The following is a 19,460-nucleotide window of genomic DNA, read 5'->3' as shown; positions in this document are numbered from 1 at the left end:
TTCGTGTTCAGCCGAGGACGCCGGCGCGGCGCCACAGCCTCCGGCTCGGGCCGCGGATGAGCCCGATCTCGGTGAAGTGCTCGATGGCCTTGGCCGCCCACGACGCCTTGGTCCGGCGCCAGTGGGGGTTCGTCTCCGCGACCTGGCGGGCCTCGCGGGGATCGAGCCCGACTGAGGTGTAGGTCTTGGGGTGCAACAACTCCGACGTCGCCACGAACGCCATCCCGGCGATCGCCCAGCGGATCAGCTCGCGCCCGACGCGCCCGTGACGGGCCCAGGCCCGCTCCAGTTCGTTCTTGGCGAAGCTGATGTGGCGCGCCTCTTCCAGCACGTGGATACGGGAGATCATCCGGATCATCGGCTCCAGGCTGGGGTCGCGCATCATCTCGCGTTGCATCCCGTCAGCGAGTTCTTCGACGTAGATGGCCCCGGCGAACAGCAGCGCCGGGCCGCAGAGGGCGCCGAACACCTTGCCCGCCCGGTGCGCCGAGCGGCTGGGGCGCCGGACGACGCCGCCCGTCTTCGCGATCGAGCGGGCGAACATGGTGCTGTGGCGGCATTCGTCGGCGATCTCGGTGAGCGCGTACTGGGCGTTGTGCGTCGTCGGGTCGCTGTTGTACACGTGACGCACCAGGCCCTGCATCAGGATCAGCTCGAACCAGATCCCCGACGCCGCGGCGGCCGCGGCCTCCTGGCGGCTCAGCTCGCCACGCTGCTCCTCGTCGAGCCGGTCCCACAACTCGGTCCCGTACAGGGAACACCGTTCCGGCGCCTTGCCATAAGCACCCTCGACCAGCGGTGCGAGCCAGTCGACGTCGACGTCCGGGTCGTAGGAATGCCTGACGGACGAGCGCTGCAGGCGTTCGGCGACACGTTCGCGTTCGGCGTTCGCGGTCATGACGACCTCCTCGAATCGGGAAGCACGCTCGGGCCGTCAAAGCCGCCCAGCGCGCGAAGGGTGAAGGTGGCCAGCGTGGGGATCGTGTCCGGGCCGCCGTCTCCGGCCAGGGGCCCGACCAGCATTTCCGCGCCCGCTCCCACCAGTGCCGCGGCGGTCGCCTGCGGGTCCTGCGGAGGCAACAGGCCTCTGGCCACACCGTCGGCGATGGCTTTGGCGAAGACGTCGCGGAACGCGCGGCGGAACACCATCCGCTCGGCCTCCACCTCGGCGTCGACCGATTCGGCCAGCAGCGCATAGGCCAGCCGCGGCGCCTTCAGAGCCCGGCCGGCGAACGTCTCGATCACCGCGACCACCCGCTCCCGGACGTCGCCCTGCGCCGCGGCGGCCTCAACGGCGGCGATCTCCCGGGAGACCACCTCGCGGAAGACCTCCACGACCAGATCGGCCTTCGACGGGAACTGCCGGTAGACGCTGCCGGTGCCTACGCCCGCCTTCGCCGCGACCGCGGCCATGGAGCAGCCCGCGTAACCGGCCTCGGCCAGCAACGCGATGGCGGCGGCCAGGATCTCCCCACGCTGGGAGTCCAGCCTGGCCTGCGTCTTCGGGGTACGTCGGTACGGCACGTCAAGGAGTGAAGCACGGATTCCGCACTTCAGCAATGAACCGGGTACGTCAGCACCGGCTCCGTCCTGCGCGGCGACCGCGCCGAGCTCGGCGGCTACCGGCCGAGGGTTAGGCCGAATCGGCCAAGGTCCGGGCAGCCGGAACGAGTACGTTCTGGTGGTCGGCGCACCCAGGCCGGCCGCGGGAAAGGGACATGATGGATCAGTTTCGCGACACCGCCTCGGCGTTGCGGGAGCTCACCGAGTCGATGCGGCTCGACGAGTCCCGCGACGAGCTGCTGGCGCGGGTGGCGAAGAAGGTGGTCGGCCTGCTCCCCGGGGCGGACGCGGCCACCGTCACGTTGTACCTCGACAACGAGCCGAGCACCGTCGCCACCACCGACGACACCGTGCTTCCCCTGGACAAGGCGCAGTACAGCGCGGACGAGGGGCCGAGCCTGACCGCGGCGAACAGCGGGACGATCGTCCGGACGCGGCTGGAGACCGCGGCCGAGCGCTGGCCGGATTTCGCGGCCACCGCCGAGCAGCTCGGCGTCAAGACCGGGCTGGCCTGCCCGCTGTTCCTCCCTGACGACGGGCACGGCTACCGGCGGCGTGCGACCGAGCCTCTGTCGGGCTCGCTCAACGTCTGGAGTTTCACCGAGAACGCCTTCGACCCGGTCGAGTCCACGCTGATCGCGATGCTCACCTCGGCGATCTCGGCGATCATCTTGACCGCGTCCCGCTGGTCGGCCGCCGAGAAACAGGCGGAGACCCTGGTCGTCGCGCTGGAGACCAGGGACGTCATCGCCACCGCGAAGGGCATCGTGATGGCACGCCTGGAAGTGAACGCCGAGGACGCGTTCCGCTGGCTCACCGAGGCGTCGCAGCGCACGAACCGGAAGATCCGCGAGATCTCCGTACTGATCGTCGAAGACCCCGCGGCGATCTTCGGCCGCTAGGCGAGGGAGATCCGGCGGTTCTCCCTCGACGATTCGAGCCCGGCCTCCGCGAGCCGGATGCCGCGGACGCCCGCCATGAAGTCGTACGGGTGCGGCGCGTCCTCTTCGAGGTGCCGGACGAACTGCTCCCACTGCGCCCGGAAGCCGTTGCCGAAGTCCTCGTTGTCCGGCACTTCCTGCCACTGCGCGCGGTACGACCGGGTCTCGGCCAGGTCCGGGTTCCACACCGGCTTCGGCGTGGCCTCGCGCGGCTGGATCACGCATTTGTGCAGGCCCGCGACCGCGCTGCCGCGGGTGCCGTCGACCTGGAACTCCACCAGTTCGTCGCGGTGCACCCGCACGGCCCAGGAGGAGTTGAGCTGGGCGATGACGTCGCCTTCGAGCTCGAAGATCGCGTACGCGGCGTCGTCGGCCGTGGCGGTGTAGCGCTGCCCCTTCTCGTCGACGCGCTCCGGAATGTGGGTGACGGCCTTCGCGGTCACCGCTTTCACGGCGCCGAAGAGGTTCTCCAGCACGTAGTTCCAGTGGCAGAACATGTCGACGACGATGCCGCCGCCGTCTTCGACGCGATAGTTCCAGCTCGGCCGCTGCGCGCTCTGCCAGTCGCCCTCGAAGACCCAGTACCCGAACTCGCCCCGCACGGAAAGCACCTGGCCGAAGAAGCCGCTGTCCATCAGGCGCTTCAGCTTGAGCAGGCCGGGGAGGTACAGCTTGTCGTGGACGACGCCGTTCTTGACGCCGGCCTCGTTCGCGTGGCGGGCCAGGGCGAGCGCGCCTTCGACCGACTCGGCCACCGGCTTCTCGGTGTAGATGTGCTTGCCCGCGTCGATGGCGCGGACGATCGACTTCTCCCGCACCGCGGTCAGCTGCGCGTCGAAGTAGAGGGGGCAGTCGTCGTCACCGAGCGCGGCGTCGAGGTCGGTGGTCCAGCGGGTCAGCCCGTGCCGGCCGGCGATCTCGGCGAGCTTGTCCGCGTTGCGCCCGACCAGCAGCGGCTCGAGCTGGACCCGCGTGCCGTCGGAAAGCTCGACGCCGCCCGCCTCCCTGATCGCCAGGACCGAACGCACCAGGTGCTGCCGGTAGCCCATCCGCCCGGTGACGCCGTTCATCACGACGCCGAGTGTCCGCGTGGTCATCCGTTCTCCTTTGAAAGCGCTTTCTCTGTATCGAGGTCTCTGAACCAGGCGGCGGCCGCGCGCAGCGGCGCGGCGACCGGGGCGATATCCGGATACCAGGCCTTCTCCCACTCCAGGGAGATCCAGCCCGGCCAATCCCGCAGCAAGGCGGCGCATTCGCCGAGCGGAACCGCGCCCTCCCCCGGCGAGACGGGCGTGGTGTCGACGGCCGAAACGGCGTCCTTGACCTGGAAATAGCCGAGGTACTCGCCGAGCACGGCCCGGGTTTCGGCAGGTGTTTCGCCGGAGCGCCACGGATGCAGCGCGTCCCATAGCACCGCGACGCGGGCGGGGTCACCGAACGGTTCGACGAGACTCACCGCCGCCTTGCCGGTCGGATGGGAGTCATGGGTCTCGACGAGCAGGCGGATCCCGGCGGCATCGAGGTCGTCGAGCACGGCCGCGATGCGGTCGTGTGCCCGGCCGTCGCCACCCGGGAAGACCCGGATCGAGGGAGCGCCGAGCCGGTGGGCGAGGTCGATCAGCGCCCGCAGTTCGGCGACCACCGGCTCGTCCGGGCCGGGCGCGCACACCTTCGCGTAGCCGGCGATACAGGCCACTTCCAGTCCGGCGTCGGCGATCAACGCCTTTACCTGCGCCGACTTCCGCTCGGTAAGTCCTAAGTGGACTACCTCGTCGGCGTGGGCCCGGATCTCCAGCCCGTGACAACCGTGGGCCGCGGCCACCTCGGCCGCCACGGCCACGGGAACACCGGGCATACCCAGCGTGCTCACGGCGAACCGTCGTTCCACATAGCCTCCTCCGGCCGATCGCCTCCCATCCTGAAAGCGCTTTCTCACTGTGTCAAGTGAGCGGAACCGAAGGGGACTTTCCCCACACGAGACCTCCGCGGCAGGTTGCCAGCGCGACCCAGCCCGCGTTGCCGCCATCGAGATAGGCATAGGTGTCGGGCGCCTTCTACTGGAACTCTCGTCCTCTAGTTGCGGTACTTGCGCGTGCATCTACCGCGACTAGAGGACGAAACGCGGCGGTCATGAGGGTGACGTCATGAGTGGGTGACGGTCATCGGGTCGAAGGCGACTTGGGTGACCGAGCCGTCGGCCCACTGGATTCGGAGGGTGGTCGGGCCGGCCGTGACCTCGACGTCCTCCGGCGGTTCGGGGGAGAGCGTCGCGAGGGCGGCGTAGATCCCGGTGCCCTCGGCACCGGCGGTGAGCCGCGGGACCACCGCCCACCGGGTGAACGCCGTGCCCTGGGGTGCGCGGAGTTCGTCCTGCGCGGTCCAGCCGTGGAGCGGCCGCAGGAAGGACTCTCCCGGCGCGGTGGCCCAGCCGGTCAGTTCGACGTGCGCCCCGCGCGGTACACCGAAGACGCGATGGACCCGCAGTTCGTACCGGCCCCGCGCGACCGTCACGCTCTCGACCTTCAGCCCGGGAACCATCGGCGGGCCGGAACCGAACACCGGCCGGTGTTCCGACGCCGCCCAGCCCCAGCCGTCCCCGTTCCCGGCGCCGAGCGGATGGATACGACGCCGGGCACTCCGGACGCCGCCGACCACGACGGCGAAGTGGTTGTCCCGCACGTTGCCCGCCGCCGTCGGCCCGGTCCGGGTCGAATAGGCGTGCCTGGCGTACAGCGGGTCCTCACCCTCGGCCGCGTCCGCCTCGTGCGGGCGGACGTGATCGCTGCCGTGGTTGTGCAGCCGGACGACCCCGTCGGCCCGCGTCGTCTGCACCAGCAGACCGGCGGACGGTACGGCCAGCACCGTGTCCGGGCCCTCGCTCGGCGCGGGCTCTTCGACGTCGGTCCACAAAGGATCTTCGGGCGGGGCCAGCAGGCAGACGAACGCCTTCGATGCCCAATACGGCGAACCCGGCCCCGAGTAGTGCTGCAACGAGGCGTCGTGTGGGCCGTGCCAGCCAAGGTTCAGCAGGCCGTCTTCACCCGCCGATCCCCGGTCGAGAAAGTACCGCAACGTGCCGCTCATCAGTCGCCGGGAGGCACCGGGCGCCAGCGGCGTGTGCCCGGTGACCGCCCCGAGACCGATCGCCGACGCCGCGGCGAACCGGTACGTGAGTGACCGTCCGAAGTAGACAGGGGCGCCGTCGCCGCCGAAGAGGAGGCCGAAGCTCTCCAGGTGCTCACGCAGCCTCTGCCCATACCGCGAGGTCTCCCCCGCCAGATGGCCGTCCAGCACCGGATACAGATGCAGGGCCCAGCCGTTGTACTGGTCGAACGCGCGGCCGTCGCCGTCCGCGTACCAGCCCTGGCCGCGATACCAGGTCTCCAGCAGTTCCAGAGCCCGCTCCCGAGCGCGAGCGGTTTCCGCGTCGCCACGGCCTGCCGACTCCAGGAAGCCCGCCACGGTATAAGGGAAGAGATACCAGTTGTTCGGTGCGGGCACATGCCGCAGTGCACCGCGCAGCCAGTGCTCCACACGGTCCTGAGTGGACGGATCGAGCCGGTCCCACAGCCATTCCCGGGTCAGGCGCAGGCTCAGCGCCACGGAGGCGGATTCGACCATCGGCTGCCCCTGGACGTCGTGATCCAGGATGAGCGGCCACGATTCGGCGTCCTCACGGCCGGGATTCCTCGTCCCGGCGGCGATCCCCCCGGCGTACCGGTCGAGCCAGCCGTTCGGGTCTTCGCCCTTGCCGCCGGCCACCCGGAACGCGGCGGCGAGAAAGGTGCGCGCGTATCCCTCCAGCCCATCCGAGCGAACGCCGCTGGCGGACGGCCTGCCCGGCAGATCGAGGAACGCGCCGCGCGGGCTCGCCCAGCGCCACGCCGCGTCGAGCAGACCGTCTGCGGCCGCCTCCCAATGCTGCCGCGTGTATCCGGTGCGCGGGCTCAGCTTCCTGTCGTCGTCGGGGACGTTCATGCGATCCTTCCCAGGCTGTCCCGTCGGACCGGATGGGCGAAACTCTCGCCCGAAGCCCAGCGGGCGACCTCGGCGACGGCGAGATCGGCGAGCCGCCGCCACTCGTTGCCCTGCGAACCGGCCAGATGCGGGGTGATCAAGACGTTGTCGCTGGTCCACAAAGGATGATCCGAGGGCAGCACCTCGGGATCGGTGACGTCGAGGACCGCTCTGATCCGCCCGGCGCCGGTGACGTCGGCGAGCGCGTCCTGATCGACGACGGCCCCGCGTGCGGTGTTGATCAGGACGGCGTCCGGGCGCATCGAAGTGAGCAGTTCCCGGCTGACCAGGCCACGCGTGGCCGGCAGGAGCGGGGTGTGCACGCTGACGACGTCGCTGCGCTCGAACAGGTCGCCGAGCCCGACCGCTTCGACTCCCCACGCGGCGGCCTCCGCGCCGGTCACGTAGGGATCGTGCAGCAGGACACGGAAATCGAACGGCCGCAGCAGTTCGATCACCCGCCGCCCGATCAGCGACGCCGACAGGATCCCCACCGTACGGCCGAAGTTGCCGACGTCCGGCGGAGTCGAGAGCCAGTCCTTCCGGTCGCGGGCCGCGCGGTATTCGCGCGCGTTTTCGAGCACGCGCTTCCCGGTCAGGAGGATCATCGACATCGTGTATTCGGCGACCGGCAACGCGTTCGCCGAGGCGGCGGACGCGACCTCGATCCCCCGGTCCCAGCATTCCTCGGTGACGTGCCCGTGCACGGAACCGGCGGTGTGGACGACGGCGCGCAACCGCGGCGCCGCGGCCAGCGCGGCGGCGTCGAGCGGCGGGCATCCCCAGCCGGTGACCAGAACCTCCACGTCCCTGAGCACGTCGAGCGCCTCGGGAGTGGTGAAGTCGTCGAGCACCGGATCCGCGATGAGTACACAGACCTGGCTCAGCTCTGCCAGCGGTTCCGGGGTGAGCACGGCCGCGGCGGCCTCCTTGCTCATCGCCAGCGCGGCACGGGGAAGCACGGTCACTTGACCGCCCCCGCCGTCAGCCCCGAACGCCAGAAGCGTTGCAGCAGAGCGAAAGCGAGTACCAGCGGGACGACGGCGAGCAGCGAACCCATGATCACCACCGGATAGTACTCCGGCGAGACCGAGGCCGAACTGTTCCAGGAGTAGAGCCCGAGACTGACCGGGTAGAGCTTCTGGTCCGACAACATGACCATCGGCAGGAAGAAGTTGTTCCAGATCGCGGTGAGCTGGAAGAGGAACACCGTGACCACGCCCGGCGCCAGCATGCGCAGGACGACCTTCCGGTACATGGTCAGTTCACCGGCGCCGTCGATCCTCGCGGCCTCCAAGACCTCGCCGGGAACGTAGCCCTGGCTGAAAATCCGGCCGAGGTACACCCCGAACGGGTTGAACAGCACCGGGATGAACACCGACCAGAACGTGTTGACCAGCCCGGCTTCGGACGCCATCAGGTACAGCGGCAGCGCGAGGACCGTCTGCGGCACCATCACCGCGGCCAGCACCAGGCCGAACAGCTTTTCCTTGTGGCGGAACTGATACTTGTCGAAGGCGTACCCGCAGGCGACACTCACCAGCGAGCTGATCGCGGCACCGATGACGGCGTAGAGCAGGCTGTTGGCATACCAGCGGCCGTAGATCCCGTTGTCCATGGAGAACAGGTCGCCCACGTTCTGGAAGAACGCGAACCCCTTGGCGGAGAAGAGATCGCTGCCGAAGAGCGAATCCCGGTCCTTCGACGCGGCGAGCACCAGCCACAGCATGGGCAGAACGGTGTACAGCACGGAAATGCCGACGACGACGTTGACGGCCGAGCGGCCCAGCAACCGGGGCCGCAGTGCGGGAGCGCTCATCAGACGGCCTCTTCCCGGTCTCGGTTGGACCAGCGCGTCACGCCGTAGGACAGCGCGATCGTGCAGGCCAGGAGGATCACCGACGCCGCCGCGGCCAGGCCGTAGTTGTTGCGGTTGAAGGCGGCGTCGTAGATGTACATGCTCGGTGAGAACCGGGCGCCGACCATCGGCGTGGACTGGCTGAGCAGCATCGGCTCGGTGAACAACTGCAGCGCCCAGATCAGGGAGAACAGCACCACCATGACCACGGACGAGCGGATCAGCGGCGCCTTGATGCGCATCGCCGTCCGGACCGGTCCGGCGCCGTCGACCACCGCGGCCTCGATCACCTCACGCGGGATCGCTTGCAGCGCCGCATAGAAGACCACCATGTTGTAGCCGAGATTGCTCCACAGCGCGATGTTCACGATCGACGGCACGACACCGTGCACACCGAGGAAGTTCACCTCGATGTCGGCCTTGCCCAGCAGGTCCACCACCGGGCTGAGCCCCGGCGTGTAGAGGTAGATCCAGATCAGCGCGGCGATGATGCCGGGGATCGCGTGCGGCATGAACAGCGCCAGTTGCGCCGACGCGCGCAGCCGCGCCGCGCCGGAGTCCAGCAGCAGCGCCAGCACGAGCGAGCCGACGACCAGCAGCGGAATGTAGATCAGGCAGTACAGGACGACGACGCCGAGTCCACTGAGGAAGGTGGGATCGGACAGAACGGCGGCGTAGCTGCGGAATCCGGCGAACACCGTGGCTTCCGGGCCGAAGCCGAGGCCCGGCTGGTCGTCGCTGAAGAAGCTCAGCCAGACGGCGGTGCCGACGGGGATCAGGAAGACCGTTATGAGCAGCACGAAGAACGGTGTCATCAGCACACCGGCGGCGAAATGCTCACGGCGCCGTGCTTTCACGCGTGGCCCGGCCTGCGCGGGCCGTCGTGTTTCCGGCGGGGACAGGGTCGCGGTCATCGAGGGGTCACCACCTTTCTCTTCCGGCGGTTCAGGAACTGTGTTCGGTGGTGGCCAGGCCCAGCGCCGCGAGATCCGGCATGGTGCCGTTGTGCGCGTCACGGACGGCGTCGAGGATCGTCCCGTCGCCACCGCTCGCCTTCGCGAAACCGTCCTGCATGACCCGGTTGGTCGCGGTCATCCGCGGCCCCCAGGTCCAGCCGTCACGGATCTTTTCCGCCTCCGCGGCGAAAAGCGTGTAGATGTCCTGGCCGCCGTAGTAGGCCCGGTCGAAGGCCTGCCTGCCGACGTCGACGAGCGCGGATGCGACCGGGTACTGGCTGCTGGCCCCGCTGGAGAGCCGGGCTCGCAAGGCGTCGGGATGCGAGACCTGCCATTCGATGAATTCCATGGCGGCTTCGGGGTTCTGGCTGTCTTTGGAGACGGCGAAGGTCGATCCGCCGTGCGTGCCGACCACCGGTTTCGCCGGATCCCACTGGGGCATCGGCGCGATCGCCCAGCGTCCTTTCTGGCCTGGCCGCGACTTCATCTGCGCGCCCGCGTCCCAGGCGCCGCTGAGCTTGGTGAGCACCAGGTTCTGGCTGAGCTGGGCGTCGTACTGCCTGCCGGTGGCGGCGTTGACGAACAGGTCGCCGTCGTCGTTCAGGCGCTGCCAGTAGTCCGCGACCTTGCGGGTCGGGGCGTCGGCGAGGGAGACGTTCCACGCGCCGCCCCGCGTGCCGAACCATTGGGCGCCCGCCTGCCAGGCGAACGCGGCGAACTGCGGCGCGCCGTCGGTGGCGAACACACCCAGCCGCGCGGCGGGCAGCCTTTCCCGGACGGCACGGGCGAGTGCGGCGTACTCGTCCCAGGTCCGCGGGACCTGGAAACCGAACTCGTCGAACACGTCCTTGCGGTAGTGCAGGACCATCGGCTCGACGTCGAGCGGAACGGTGAACACCCGGCCCGCGAACGTGGTCAGCCCCAGGGCCTGCGGCAGGAGTTTCGCGCGGAGGGAGTCACTGACGAGATCGGTGATATCGCTTGCCACGCCGTCGATCGCGTAGCCGGGCACCTGCGGATACTCGATCGTCGCGACGTCGGGCGAGTTGCCGGCGCGGGCCGCGTTGCTCAGTTTCGCGTAGCCGCCGAAGTCACCGGACGGGATCTGCTGGAAGACGACCTGGATCTTGTTCTGCGACTTGTTGAACGCGTCGACGACCTGCTGGCTGCCGCGCAGCGCGGACCAGAAGACGATCCTGGCCGCCCTGCCGGTGCTCTGTGCCGCCTGCGGTGTCGAGGCGGTGCACCCGGCGAGTGCCGCTCCCAGTGGGAGCGCCAGGCTCGCGGCGAGCACGGACCGGCGGCTCGGTCGACCAGGCATCGATGCCTCCTGCGATTCGGATATCGCATTCTGATCACCTGAGCGTTTTACGGTCAATAGTTTCGCTTAACACGGTCAATCGATCAGATCAACTTCGTCGAGCCCCGGACCTTCAATTCCGGCATCAGCTGAATGCGCTGCGGACGCCTGCTCGCCTGCGCACCGCCGGTCAGCCTGCGGATCAGCAGCTCGGCCGCCACCCGCCCGACCTCGGCTTTCGGCGGTGCGATCGCGGTGAGCGGAGTGCTGCCGAGCGCCGCGACGACGTCGTCGTACGCCACCACCGAACAGTCCCGCGGCACCTGAAGCCCGGCCTCGGCGAGCCGTTCGACCAGCATCAGCGCGTCGACGTCGCCGTGCAGGACGGCGCCGGTGAAGCCGCGCTCGCGGACAAGCTCGGCGAGTTCGGGCTGCTCTTCCGCCGGAACATCTTGGTCGGGCCCGGCGTCCGGGGCGCTGAGGAGCACGGCGTGCTCCTCGATCTCCGGCCGGCTCGCGACGATCTCCGCGAAGGCGGCCCGCAACGCCCGCGCCGTGGGGCTGTCGTCCCTCGCGGCGAGCACGATCCGCTTGTGCCCCAGCGAGATGAGGTGATCGACCGCGAGATGGACGCCGTACCAGTGATCGGTGCAGACCGAGTCCGTCGCGTGCAGGACACTGCCGGGACGCGGCCGCCGCTCCATCACCACGGTGGGCACCCGCACGCCGGCGATCCAGCGGTAGTCCGCCTCTTCCGACTCGACGGTGCGCCAGCGCGGCGCGATCAGCAGGCCGCGGACGTCGTCCGCCAGTGCACGCTCGACGATCGAGTGCTCGGCGCCGCCTTCGGCCCTGGGCGCGATGTGCAGGATCACCCGCATCCCGGCCTCTTCGAGCGCGGACCTCGCACCGTGCACGGCTTCGTTCAGGTAGGCGTGCCGTTCCGGGACCACCAGCGCGACCGCGCCGCCGCCGGCCTCCACCGCCGGCTGGGTCGTGGCACGTGGCACCAGCGACTTCGCCACCCCGTGCCCGCGCCGAAGCCTGCCCTCGCGGGCGAGATCCTCGACGTCACGGCGCACCGTGACCACGGAGACCTCGAGTTCGGCGGCGAGGTCGGTGACCCGTGCCTCCCCACGCGCCTCGACGGCCGCCAGAATCCTCCGGCGTCGGTCGCCACCCAGCTCTCGCATACCCCTGCCTGTTCATTCCCGGCCTGTTCGTTTGACCGTTTGAGCAGAGGATAACGATCAACCGTCGTCAGTCAAGGAAGGGGCCCGTCAAGGAAGGGCCGGGTCGTAGGCCCGGACGGCGGCGAGGTATTCGGTGATGGCGTCCCGGTTGCGGAGCAGGCATTCGGCGCGCCGGGTCATCCGGTCGCGTTCGGATTCCAGCGTCTCGAGCATTTCCGGGGTCGCGTCCGGGAAGTAGATCTGCCGGGGTTTGTCCAGGCACGGGAGGATCTGCTTGATGATCCGCGTGGGCAGCCCGGCGTCGAGCAGGCCCCGGACCTGGATGACCCTGTCGACCGACGACTGGTCGTAGTCGCGGTAGCCGTTGGCCCTCCGCTCGGACACGATGAGACTCTGTTCTTCGTAGTACCGCAGCAATCGGCGCGACGTCCCCGTTCGCTCCGCCAGCTCTCCGATCCGCATGTGCGCCACCTCACCCCGTCCGGCTTGACCTTCACACCTGTGTGATGGTTCGAGCATACGGAGCATGAGTCCGAAACTCCCCCTCGGCGCGCTGCTCGCGCTGACCACGGCGGCGTTCATCACCGTCCTCACCGAAGCACTCCCAGCGGGGGTGCTGCCCGCGATGAGCGCCGGTCTCGGCGTCGGCGAAGCGGCCACCGGGCAGCTCGTGACGGTCTACGCGATCGGCACCGCGCTCACCGCGATCCCCCTGTCAGCCGCGACCGCGGGCTGGCGGCGCAAACGCCTGTTCCTGACCGGTGTGGCCGGTTTCGCCGTCGCCAACACGGTCACGGCGTTGTCGACGAACTATCCGCTGACGCTCGGCGCGCGGTTCGTCGCCGGCATCGCGGCGGGCGTGGTCTGGGCGCTGCTGGCCGGTTATGCCCGCCGCCTCGCTCCGGAACCGGTGCAGGGCAAGGCGATCGCCATCGTGATGACCGGCATCCCGCTCGCGCTTTCGCTCGGCATCCCCGCCGGGACGTTCCTGGGCGGCGTCTTCGGCTGGCAGGTCACGTTCTCGATCATGTCGGTGGTCGCGCTAGGCCTGCTCGGCTGGATCGCACTGGCCGTCCCCGATTTCCCGGGACAGGACAAGGGCGGCAGGCTCCCGGTGCGCAGGACCCTCGCCGTGCCGGGGGTGGGCGCGGTCCTGTTCGTCACGCTGACCTTCGTGCTGGCGCACAACATCCTCTACACCTATATCGCCACCTTCCTCGACCACGTGTCGATGGGCGGCGCCGTCGACCTGATCCTGCTGGTGTTCGGGCTGGCTTCGATGGTCAGCATCGGCATCGTCGGCGCGCGGATCGACCGGCGGCTGCGGGCACTGACCGTCGCGGGAACTCTTCTCGTCGCCCTCGGCGCGACGATGTTGGCTCTGCTGAGCGAAAGCCCGGCGCTCGTCTATGTCGCGGTGACGCTGTGGGGGCTCGGCTGGGGCGGTATCCCGACGCTGCTGCAGACCGCCGCGGCCCAGGCGGGCGACAAGGGCGGCGCGGCGGACATCGCGCAGGCCATGCTCGTGACGTTGTGGAACGCCGCGATGGCGGCCGGCGGGGTCGCCGGCGGGGTGCTGCTCGACGGCCTCGGCGCCGCGTCGTTCCCGTGGAGTGTCCTGGTGCTGCTGGTGCCGACGCTGGCCGTGGTGCTGGTGGCGCGCCGGCACGGGTTCACAGTGGCAGCTCCGGATGACTCCGGATCGCCTCGAGAACCAGGTCGACAGCGGCGCGAGGCGGAGACCCGCGCCTGATGGCCGCGGTGATGGAGCGGGTGACCGGTACCGAGAGTTCGCGGGTGGCGACGCGGTAGCGCTTGTCCACGGCGAGGCCGGGCAGCAAGGCGATGGAAAGCCCGGCCTCGATGTGCTGCAAGGTCATCATGTAGTTGCTGAACCGGCACACCACGCGGGGCTCGAATCCGGACTCGCGGCAAAGCCGGGTGGCGAGGTTCGCCATATACGACTGGGGCATGTCGAACGCCCAAGGCTCGCTCGCGTAGGCGGCCAGATCGGCCGGGCCGCGACCCGCCGCCGGATGGCCCTGCGGGACGACGAGCACGATCGGGTCGGTCGCGAGCGGTACGAGGTCGACGTCGGGACCCAGCGGCTGCTCGACGAAATCCGTGGTCGTGATGATGACGTCGGCGTCCCCCACCCGCAGTGCGGGCATGCTCTCGTGCGGCTCGAGTTCGATCAGCTCGACGTCCAGCTGCGGATGCGCCCGCGCCAGCCGGGTCACGGCGGGGACGGCGATGGTGTGGATCGCGCTCTGGAAGGCGCCAAGCCGCACCAGCCCCGTCGGTTCTTCGCCGAGGCTGCGCAGCTCGGACTCGACGGTGTCCATGTGGTCGAGGATCGCTCTCGCGCGGCGGGCGAGCATCAGCCCGGCCGGGGTCAGCCGGACCCGGCGTCCGGTGCGTTCGAGCAGTTGCGTCCGTGTCTCGGCTTCGAGGACCGCGAGCTGCTGGGACACGCTCGACGCGCTCAGATTGGCCGCCTTCGCGACCGCTCGGACGGTGCCGAGCGTGTCCAGCCGGCTCAGCAGGCTGAGCCTCCAGGGATTGAGCATGCGGCCATTATTGTACGGATCAGGCGAACAGCAAAGCTGGAATTGTGAGCTGGACGTGTTGCTCGGAGTGGCCTTACCGTCGAGACATGGCTGCTCCGACCACTGAAGCTTCGACCACCGCCCGTTTCTGGGCCGACGCCGACCGACACCTCGTGCGCTATGCCGGGGCCGGGGACTTCACCCGCGAGATCATCGACCACGCCGCCGGAAGCTATCTGTACACCGAATCCGGAAGGCGGATCCTCGACTTCACGTCGGGGCAGATGAGCGCGATCCTCGGGCATTCGCATCCCGAGATCGTGGAAACCGTGCGACGGCAGGTGGGCTCACTCGACCACCTGTTCAGCGGGATGCTGAGCCGTCCCGTCGTCGACCTCGCCCGGCGGCTCGCCGAGACTTTGCCCGCACCGCTGGAAAAGGCGCTCCTGCTGACCACCGGCGCCGAATCGAACGAGGCCGCGATCCGGATGGCGAAACTCGTCACCGGGAAGCATGAGATCGTGTCGTTCGCCCGCTCGTGGCACGGCATGACCCAAGCGGCGGCGAGCGCCACCTACAGCGCCGGCCGCAAGGGCTACGGCCCCGCGGCACCGGGCAACTTCGCCATCCCCGCGCCGAACGCCTACCGACCGGATTTCGCAGGGTCCGACGGTGAACTGGACTGGCGGCGGCAACTGGACTTCAGCTTCGAAATGATCGACGCCCAGTCGGTCGGCAGTCTCGCCGCGTGCCTCGTCGAGCCGATCCTCAGCTCGGGCGGCGTCATCGAACCTCCGCCCGGGTATTTCGCCGCCCTGCGGGAAAAGTGCCGCGAGCGCGGGATGCTGCTGATCCTCGACGAGGCCCAGACCGGCTTGTGCCGCACGGGAAACTGGTACGCCTTCGAACGCGACGGCGTCGTCCCCGACATCCTCACGCTCTCGAAGACGCTCGGCGCCGGACTCCCGCTCGCAGCCGTGATCACGAGCGCGGAGATCGAAGAGGAAGCACACGAACGCGGCTACCTGTTCTTCACCACACACGTGGCGGACCCGCTGGTGGCCGCGGTCGGGAACACCGTGCTCGACGTCCTCACCCGCGACCGCCTCGACGAACGCGCGACCGAACTGGGCGCCTTCCTCCGCCGAGGCCTCGACTCCATCGCCGAGCGGCACACCGTCGTCGGGGACATCCGGGGCCGAGGTCTCCTGGCCGGGCTGGAACTCGTCGTGGACCGCTCGACGAAACAAAGCTCCGACGAGCTGGGCGCGATGGTGACCCGGCGTTGTCTCGAACTGGGACTGCACATGAACATCGTGCAGTTGCCCGGGATGGGCGGGGTCTTCCGGATCGCACCTCCGCTCACGGCTACCGAGGAGGAGCTTTCGGAAGGGCTCGCGGTGCTGGACGAGGCCATCGGGGATGCTTGCGCTCGTTTTGGGCTTTGAGGGTTGTTGCCGGTTTGCCGGTGTTGCCGGAAATCGGCGACGGGCTGGACTGAGGTAGTTCGGCTGGGTGCTGGGCCGTTGCCGGATTTCGGCGACGGCCTGGCCACGGTCGGGTCGGATCGGCCGATGGGTGCGTTGCCGGTTCTTGGCAACGACCAGCCGTGTCCACCGTTGCCGGAAATCGACGAAAGCATCAACCAACAGGTACGGCAGCGACAACAGCGGCGGTTCCGACCACAGCATTGCCGAAATCCGGCAACGGCTCAGAACGGCGGCGGTTCCGGCCGCGGATCGTGCAACGGTGGCGGCGCACTGCGGTAGGTCTGCCCAGTCGGCGTGGTGATGGTCAACGTTCCATCGGGATCCAGCCGATAGATCCAGCCAGGCTCATCCTTCAACCGATGGTCCCGTTTGCAGTAGGTGACCAGATCGTCCACAGTGGTCTCACCCTGGTGCTGCCAGGGGATCGAATGGTCCAGCTCGCAGGCCTGCGCGGCTCGGGAGCATCCCGGTCTTCGACACTCACGATCCCGCACCCGCACGAATTCCGCCGTCGCCGCATCAGGGCGGTACCGAGTGCGGCCCAAATCCTGCACCTGTCCGCTCAACGGGTCGGCGATGATCCGCCGCAGCACGGTATCGGGCCCAGCAGCGATGTGACGGCCGAGCTCGGCGGGAAGATAGCCGTGTCCGGCCATCATCACGGGGTACCGCACGGCCTCCAACCGCGCTATCCCTTACAGGAAGCCAAAAACTCCCGAAACAACCGAGCCACCTCGTCCGGCTGATCCAGGAACGGAGAGTGCCCCGCACCCTCTACGACCTCCACCCGCGCCCCCACAGCCGAATACCGCGCGGAAGTCTTGTCACAGTCATAGAACCGGTCCCGACGGCCGAGGATCACCAGACAAGACAGCCCCAGCGCGGCCATCTGCGCATCCAACGGCCGCGCAGCCAGCAGCAGTGCCCGATCGGCGAGAACAACCCGCGCCATGGCGGGCGAAGTAGCCGCGTGATCGATCAAATCCCGCACGGGATCGTCGAAAGCACCACGACGGAATCGCAGAGCAAAGTGGACCCAACGCCAGTAAGCGATCCTCCGCAGGACCGCACCGGCCATCGGCAGTAACACCGAACTGCCCGGCGGAAAGGTCGCGTAACTGTAATCCGGAGCCTGCCCGATCACGATGATTTCGCCGATCAGCGGCGAAATTCCGGCCAGCGCGAGTGCGACGTCCGCACCGAAGGAATGACCGGCGACCGCGACCTCGGTCAAACCCAGCGAGGAAAGAACGGCGGCGACCATTCGCGCTTGAGAAACCGCGTCGAGACCAAGGGAACCACCGGTGCAACCGTGGCCGAGGAGATCCACGCGGATCACGTGGTGGTCCTCCGCCAGCCGCCGGGTGAGCCCGTCGAACCAGTGCACCGAACCGCAATACCCGTGCAGCAGCACCAAAGGCTTCCCGGCACCGTCCTGCCGGACATGCACGGCGACATCATCGACGTCGATGATGTCGCCGATGGGAGCCCGCTTCACGCTCCCAAACTAGCTCAGACCTGCACCGGCGCCGTGCTCTCCTTGGTGCGGGAGAGCAGATAGGCCGCGATCCCCGCGGGGAAGAACATCAAGACGCCGTAGATCCCGGCGGGTACGGCCATCACTTCGCTGCCGAGCACGGAAATCGCCACGGCGATGGCGAGGGTGGCGTTGTGGATGCCGATCTCCATGGCCGACGCGATCGACTGCCCGCGATCCACCCGGAACAGGCGGGGCACGTAGTACCCGATCGCGAGGCTGAGCACGGACAACGACAGCGCCACCGGGCCCAGCGTCCCGATGTTGTCCACCAGGGTCTGGAATTCCTGGGCGGTCGCGGCGATGATCACCAGCACGAGCACCACGGCCGAGGCGATCTTGACCGGTTTGCGCATGCGCTCGGCCCAGCCGGTGAACCGGTGCCGCACGGCCATCCCGATCACGACCGGGATCAGCACGATCGCGAACACCTGGATGAACTTCACCGGCTGAAGCCCCACCGAGGCGCCGTCGTCGAGGAAGTTCGCCATCGACAGGCCGACCACCAGCGGCAGCGTGAACACCGCCAGCACGGAGTTGATCGCGGTCAGCGTGACGTTGAGGGCGACGTCACCGCCGGCGAGGTGACTGAACAGGTTCGCCGACGTGCCGCCGGGCGACGCGACGAGCAGCATCATCCCGACCGCGAGCACGCCCTCGAGCCCGAACAACAGCACCAGGCCGAGGCAGATGGCAGGCAGCACGATCATCTGGCAGATCAGCGCGATCACGGCCGCCTTCGGGTATTTCAGCACCCGGGTGAAGTCGGCGACGGTCAGGGTCAGCCCCAGCCCGAACATGACCAGCGCCAGCGCGATTGGCAGGAGAACCGAAAACATCGCCGAACCCATCGCCGGGCCCTCCGTCCGATATGCCGTTTTCAGATCGGCAAATCGTGTCAAGCGCGGGCAGCACCGTCAAGGCACCGAAACCCAGGCGTGACCCCTCTTGACTTTTGCGAGAGCACTGCTCACTATGGTTATAGCTTCTAACAAACCTGACACTCTGGAGGACCAGATGACCACGCTGACCGAGGTCGTACTGCCGGGCAAGGTCGAGCCGGAGGGCCTGGAGCTGCGGGAGCGCCCGCTTCCCGCCCCCGGCGCCGGCCAGGTCGTGATCGCGATGGAGGCGACCGGCGTCTCGTTCGCCGAACAGCAGATGCGCCGCGGCAAGTACTACGACCAGCCGCCCTTCCCCTTCGTCCCCGGCTACGACCTGGTCGGCACGGTGCTCACCACCGGCGACGGCGTCGGCCGCTCGCTCATCGGACGCCGCGTCGCCGCGCTGACGAAGGTCGGGAGCTGGGCCAGCCACGTGGTCCTCGACGCCGCCGACGTCGTGCCCGTCCCGGACGGCCTCGGCGCCGCGGAGGCGGAAACCGCGGTGGTCAACGGCATCACGGCCTGGCAGATGCTGCACCGCAAGGCACAGGTGCGCGCCGGGCAGACGATCCTGGTCCACGGCGCGAACGGCGGGGTCGGCTCGCTGCTGGTCCAGCTCGCCGTCCAGGCGGGGGTGCAGGTGATCGGCACGGCCTCCGAGCGGCACCACAAAGCGTTGCGGCGCCTCGGAGTCATGCCGATCGACTACCGCAACGAGGACGTCTCCGCCCGGGTCCGCGAACTCGCGCCCGAGGGTGTGGACGCCGTCTTCGACCACGTCGGCGGCGCCAGCGTGCCCGCGTCGTGGCGGCTGCTGGCCCGCGGCGGCACGCTCGTCTCCTACGGCAGCGCCGCCACCCGCGACGACGAGGGCTCCAAGCAGTTGCCCGTGCTCAAGATCCTCGGCCGCGTGCTGCTGTGGAACAGCCTGCCCAACGGCCGGAGCGCGTACTTCTTCAACGTCTGGGCCGGCCGGTCCTTCGCCAAGAACAGGTTCCGAGCCCACCTGCGCGACGACCTCACCCAGGTGTTCGCGGCGTTGCGGGACGGGAAGATCACCGCGCAGGTCGCGGCGCGGCTGCCGCTGAGCCGGGTCGCGGAAGCCGTGCGGCTGGCCGAATCCGGGACGGTCGCCGGCAAGGTCGTGCTCACGCCGTAAGAGTTCGGTAACC

18 protein-coding genes and 1 pseudogene are annotated in these 19,460 nt (G+C 68.9%); 4 read left to right on the top strand and 15 right to left on the bottom strand.

What is annotated here, in order from left to right:
- Positions 1-7: 7 nt before the first annotated feature.
- Together ACLJRL_RS02520 and ACLJRL_RS02515 are read right to left on the bottom strand one after the other, a co-directional pair.
- Complete coding sequence (locus tag ACLJRL_RS02520) at positions 8-898, bottom strand: AurF N-oxygenase family protein (RefSeq protein ID WP_410654332.1); 891 nt, start codon at positions 896-898, stop codon at positions 8-10.
- Entirely contained in the window at positions 895-1,524 is a 630-nt protein-coding gene (locus ACLJRL_RS02515; protein ID WP_410654331.1) for a TetR/AcrR family transcriptional regulator, read from the bottom strand. The genes ACLJRL_RS02520 and ACLJRL_RS02515 overlap by 4 nt, the downstream gene beginning before the upstream one ends.
- A gap of 194 nt (positions 1,525-1,718) precedes the next feature.
- On the opposite strand from ACLJRL_RS02515, the gene ACLJRL_RS02510 reads away from it, so the two are divergent.
- Positions 1,719-2,465: a GAF and ANTAR domain-containing protein gene (locus ACLJRL_RS02510; RefSeq protein WP_410654330.1), complete on the top strand. Its 747-nt coding sequence runs from the start codon at positions 1,719-1,721 to the stop codon at positions 2,463-2,465.
- Here ACLJRL_RS02510 and ACLJRL_RS02505 read toward each other — a convergent pair.
- From ACLJRL_RS02505 to ACLJRL_RS02465, 9 genes are all read right to left on the bottom strand, one after another.
- The gene (locus ACLJRL_RS02505) at positions 2,462-3,601 is read right to left on the bottom strand and encodes a Gfo/Idh/MocA family protein (RefSeq protein WP_410654329.1); all 1,140 of its coding nucleotides are present in this window, start codon (positions 3,599-3,601) and stop codon (positions 2,462-2,464) included. The two genes, ACLJRL_RS02510 and ACLJRL_RS02505, sit on opposite strands and share 4 nt — an antisense overlap.
- Positions 3,598-4,392 carry a sugar phosphate isomerase/epimerase family protein gene (locus tag ACLJRL_RS02500; RefSeq protein WP_410654328.1) on the bottom strand — a complete coding sequence of 265 codons (795 nt, stop codon included), beginning with the start codon at positions 4,390-4,392 and terminating at the stop codon, positions 3,598-3,600. Before ACLJRL_RS02500 ends, ACLJRL_RS02505 begins: the two co-directional genes overlap by 4 nt.
- A gap of 254 nt (positions 4,393-4,646) precedes the next feature.
- Positions 4,647-6,482 (bottom strand): DUF2264 domain-containing protein, encoded by a 1,836-nt coding sequence (locus ACLJRL_RS02495; RefSeq protein ID WP_410654327.1) that lies wholly within the window; start codon positions 6,480-6,482, stop codon positions 4,647-4,649.
- A complete protein-coding gene (locus ACLJRL_RS02490) occupies positions 6,479-7,489 on the bottom strand; it encodes a hydroxyacid dehydrogenase (RefSeq protein WP_410654326.1) in 1,011 nt (336 codons plus the stop codon). The genes ACLJRL_RS02495 and ACLJRL_RS02490 overlap by 4 nt, the downstream gene beginning before the upstream one ends.
- Complete coding sequence (locus ACLJRL_RS02485; protein WP_410654325.1) at positions 7,486-8,340, bottom strand: carbohydrate ABC transporter permease; 855 nt, start codon at positions 8,338-8,340, stop codon at positions 7,486-7,488. Before ACLJRL_RS02485 ends, ACLJRL_RS02490 begins: the two co-directional genes overlap by 4 nt.
- Positions 8,340-9,293 (bottom strand): carbohydrate ABC transporter permease, encoded by a 954-nt coding sequence (locus ACLJRL_RS02480; protein ID WP_410654324.1) that lies wholly within the window; start codon positions 9,291-9,293, stop codon positions 8,340-8,342. The genes ACLJRL_RS02485 and ACLJRL_RS02480 overlap by 1 nt, the downstream gene beginning before the upstream one ends.
- 31 nt (positions 9,294-9,324) lie before the next feature.
- Positions 9,325-10,656 (bottom strand): ABC transporter substrate-binding protein, encoded by a 1,332-nt coding sequence (locus tag ACLJRL_RS02475; RefSeq protein ID WP_410654323.1) that lies wholly within the window; start codon positions 10,654-10,656, stop codon positions 9,325-9,327.
- A gap of 83 nt (positions 10,657-10,739) precedes the next feature.
- Positions 10,740-11,828, bottom strand: a complete 1,089-nt coding sequence (locus ACLJRL_RS02470) for a substrate-binding domain-containing protein (RefSeq protein WP_410654322.1) — start codon at positions 11,826-11,828, stop codon at positions 10,740-10,742.
- A gap of 87 nt (positions 11,829-11,915) precedes the next feature.
- Positions 11,916-12,290 carry a MerR family transcriptional regulator gene (locus ACLJRL_RS02465; RefSeq protein ID WP_410654321.1) on the bottom strand — a complete coding sequence of 125 codons (375 nt, stop codon included), beginning with the start codon at positions 12,288-12,290 and terminating at the stop codon, positions 11,916-11,918.
- Positions 12,291-12,354: 64 nt separating this feature from the next.
- Between ACLJRL_RS02465 and ACLJRL_RS02460 the strand changes: the two genes are divergently transcribed.
- The gene (locus tag ACLJRL_RS02460) at positions 12,355-13,581 is read left to right on the top strand and encodes an MFS transporter (protein ID WP_410654320.1); all 1,227 of its coding nucleotides are present in this window, start codon (positions 12,355-12,357) and stop codon (positions 13,579-13,581) included.
- On the opposite strand, the gene ACLJRL_RS02455 is transcribed toward ACLJRL_RS02460, so the two are convergent.
- Positions 13,502-14,398 carry a LysR substrate-binding domain-containing protein gene (locus tag ACLJRL_RS02455; RefSeq protein WP_410654319.1) on the bottom strand — a complete coding sequence of 299 codons (897 nt, stop codon included), beginning with the start codon at positions 14,396-14,398 and terminating at the stop codon, positions 13,502-13,504. The two genes, ACLJRL_RS02460 and ACLJRL_RS02455, sit on opposite strands and share 80 nt — an antisense overlap.
- A gap of 86 nt (positions 14,399-14,484) precedes the next feature.
- On the opposite strand from ACLJRL_RS02455, the gene ACLJRL_RS02450 reads away from it, so the two are divergent.
- A complete protein-coding gene (locus ACLJRL_RS02450) occupies positions 14,485-15,825 on the top strand; it encodes an aspartate aminotransferase family protein (protein ID WP_410654318.1) in 1,341 nt (446 codons plus the stop codon).
- A 263-nt stretch (positions 15,826-16,088) separates the two neighbouring features.
- On the opposite strand, the pseudogene ACLJRL_RS02445 reads toward ACLJRL_RS02450, so the two are convergent.
- The 3 genes and pseudogenes from ACLJRL_RS02445 to ACLJRL_RS02435 form a co-directional block, all read right to left on the bottom strand.
- Positions 16,089-16,532 (bottom strand): annotated as a pseudogene (locus ACLJRL_RS02445) (HNH endonuclease signature motif containing protein); the annotation flags it as partial.
- Positions 16,533-16,555: 23 nt separating this feature from the next.
- Positions 16,556-17,365, bottom strand: coding sequence for an alpha/beta fold hydrolase (locus ACLJRL_RS02440; protein WP_410654317.1), 810 nt, complete (start codon positions 17,363-17,365; stop codon positions 16,556-16,558).
- Positions 17,366-17,379: 14 nt separating this feature from the next.
- The gene (locus tag ACLJRL_RS02435) at positions 17,380-18,306 is read right to left on the bottom strand and encodes a bile acid:sodium symporter family protein (protein WP_410654316.1); all 927 of its coding nucleotides are present in this window, start codon (positions 18,304-18,306) and stop codon (positions 17,380-17,382) included.
- A gap of 115 nt (positions 18,307-18,421) precedes the next feature.
- On the opposite strand from ACLJRL_RS02435, the gene ACLJRL_RS02430 reads away from it, so the two are divergent.
- Positions 18,422-19,447, top strand: a complete 1,026-nt coding sequence (locus tag ACLJRL_RS02430; RefSeq protein ID WP_410654315.1) for a medium chain dehydrogenase/reductase family protein — start codon at positions 18,422-18,424, stop codon at positions 19,445-19,447.
- The last annotated feature ends 13 nt before the right edge of the window (positions 19,448-19,460 follow it).

This window comes from Amycolatopsis sp. lyj-112, assembly GCF_046549055.1.
GTDB lineage: Bacteria > Actinomycetota > Actinomycetes > Mycobacteriales > Pseudonocardiaceae > Amycolatopsis.
Note: the sequence above shows the minus strand (reverse complement) of the source record. Positions and strands in the feature narration are given on the sequence as shown.

Excerpts from the sequence above, each read along its gene's own strand:
- ACLJRL_RS02520 (WP_410654332.1), bottom strand. The coding sequence starts at position 898 with ATGACCGCGAACGCCGAACGCGAACGTGTCGCCGAACGCCTGCAGCGC.
- ACLJRL_RS02510 (WP_410654330.1), top strand. The coding sequence starts at position 1,719 with ATGATGGATCAGTTTCGCGACACCGCCTCGGCGTTGCGGGAGCTCACC.
- ACLJRL_RS02505 (WP_410654329.1), bottom strand. The coding sequence starts at position 3,601 with ATGACCACGCGGACACTCGGCGTCGTGATGAACGGCGTCACCGGGCGG.
- ACLJRL_RS02495 (WP_410654327.1), bottom strand. The coding sequence starts at position 6,482 with ATGAACGTCCCCGACGACGACAGGAAGCTGAGCCCGCGCACCGGATAC.
- ACLJRL_RS02485 (WP_410654325.1), bottom strand. The coding sequence starts at position 8,340 with ATGAGCGCTCCCGCACTGCGGCCCCGGTTGCTGGGCCGCTCGGCCGTC.
- ACLJRL_RS02480 (WP_410654324.1), bottom strand. The coding sequence starts at position 9,293 with ATGACCGCGACCCTGTCCCCGCCGGAAACACGACGGCCCGCGCAGGCC.
- ACLJRL_RS02475 (WP_410654323.1), bottom strand. The coding sequence starts at position 10,656 with ATGCCTGGTCGACCGAGCCGCCGGTCCGTGCTCGCCGCGAGCCTGGCG.
- ACLJRL_RS02470 (WP_410654322.1), bottom strand. The coding sequence starts at position 11,828 with ATGCGAGAGCTGGGTGGCGACCGACGCCGGAGGATTCTGGCGGCCGTC.
- ACLJRL_RS02465 (WP_410654321.1), bottom strand. The coding sequence starts at position 12,290 with ATGCGGATCGGAGAGCTGGCGGAGCGAACGGGGACGTCGCGCCGATTG.
- ACLJRL_RS02460 (WP_410654320.1), top strand. The coding sequence starts at position 12,355 with ATGAGTCCGAAACTCCCCCTCGGCGCGCTGCTCGCGCTGACCACGGCG.
- ACLJRL_RS02455 (WP_410654319.1), bottom strand. The coding sequence starts at position 14,398 with ATGCTCAATCCCTGGAGGCTCAGCCTGCTGAGCCGGCTGGACACGCTC.
- ACLJRL_RS02450 (WP_410654318.1), top strand. The coding sequence starts at position 14,485 with ATGGCTGCTCCGACCACTGAAGCTTCGACCACCGCCCGTTTCTGGGCC.
- ACLJRL_RS02430 (WP_410654315.1), top strand. The coding sequence starts at position 18,422 with ATGACCACGCTGACCGAGGTCGTACTGCCGGGCAAGGTCGAGCCGGAG.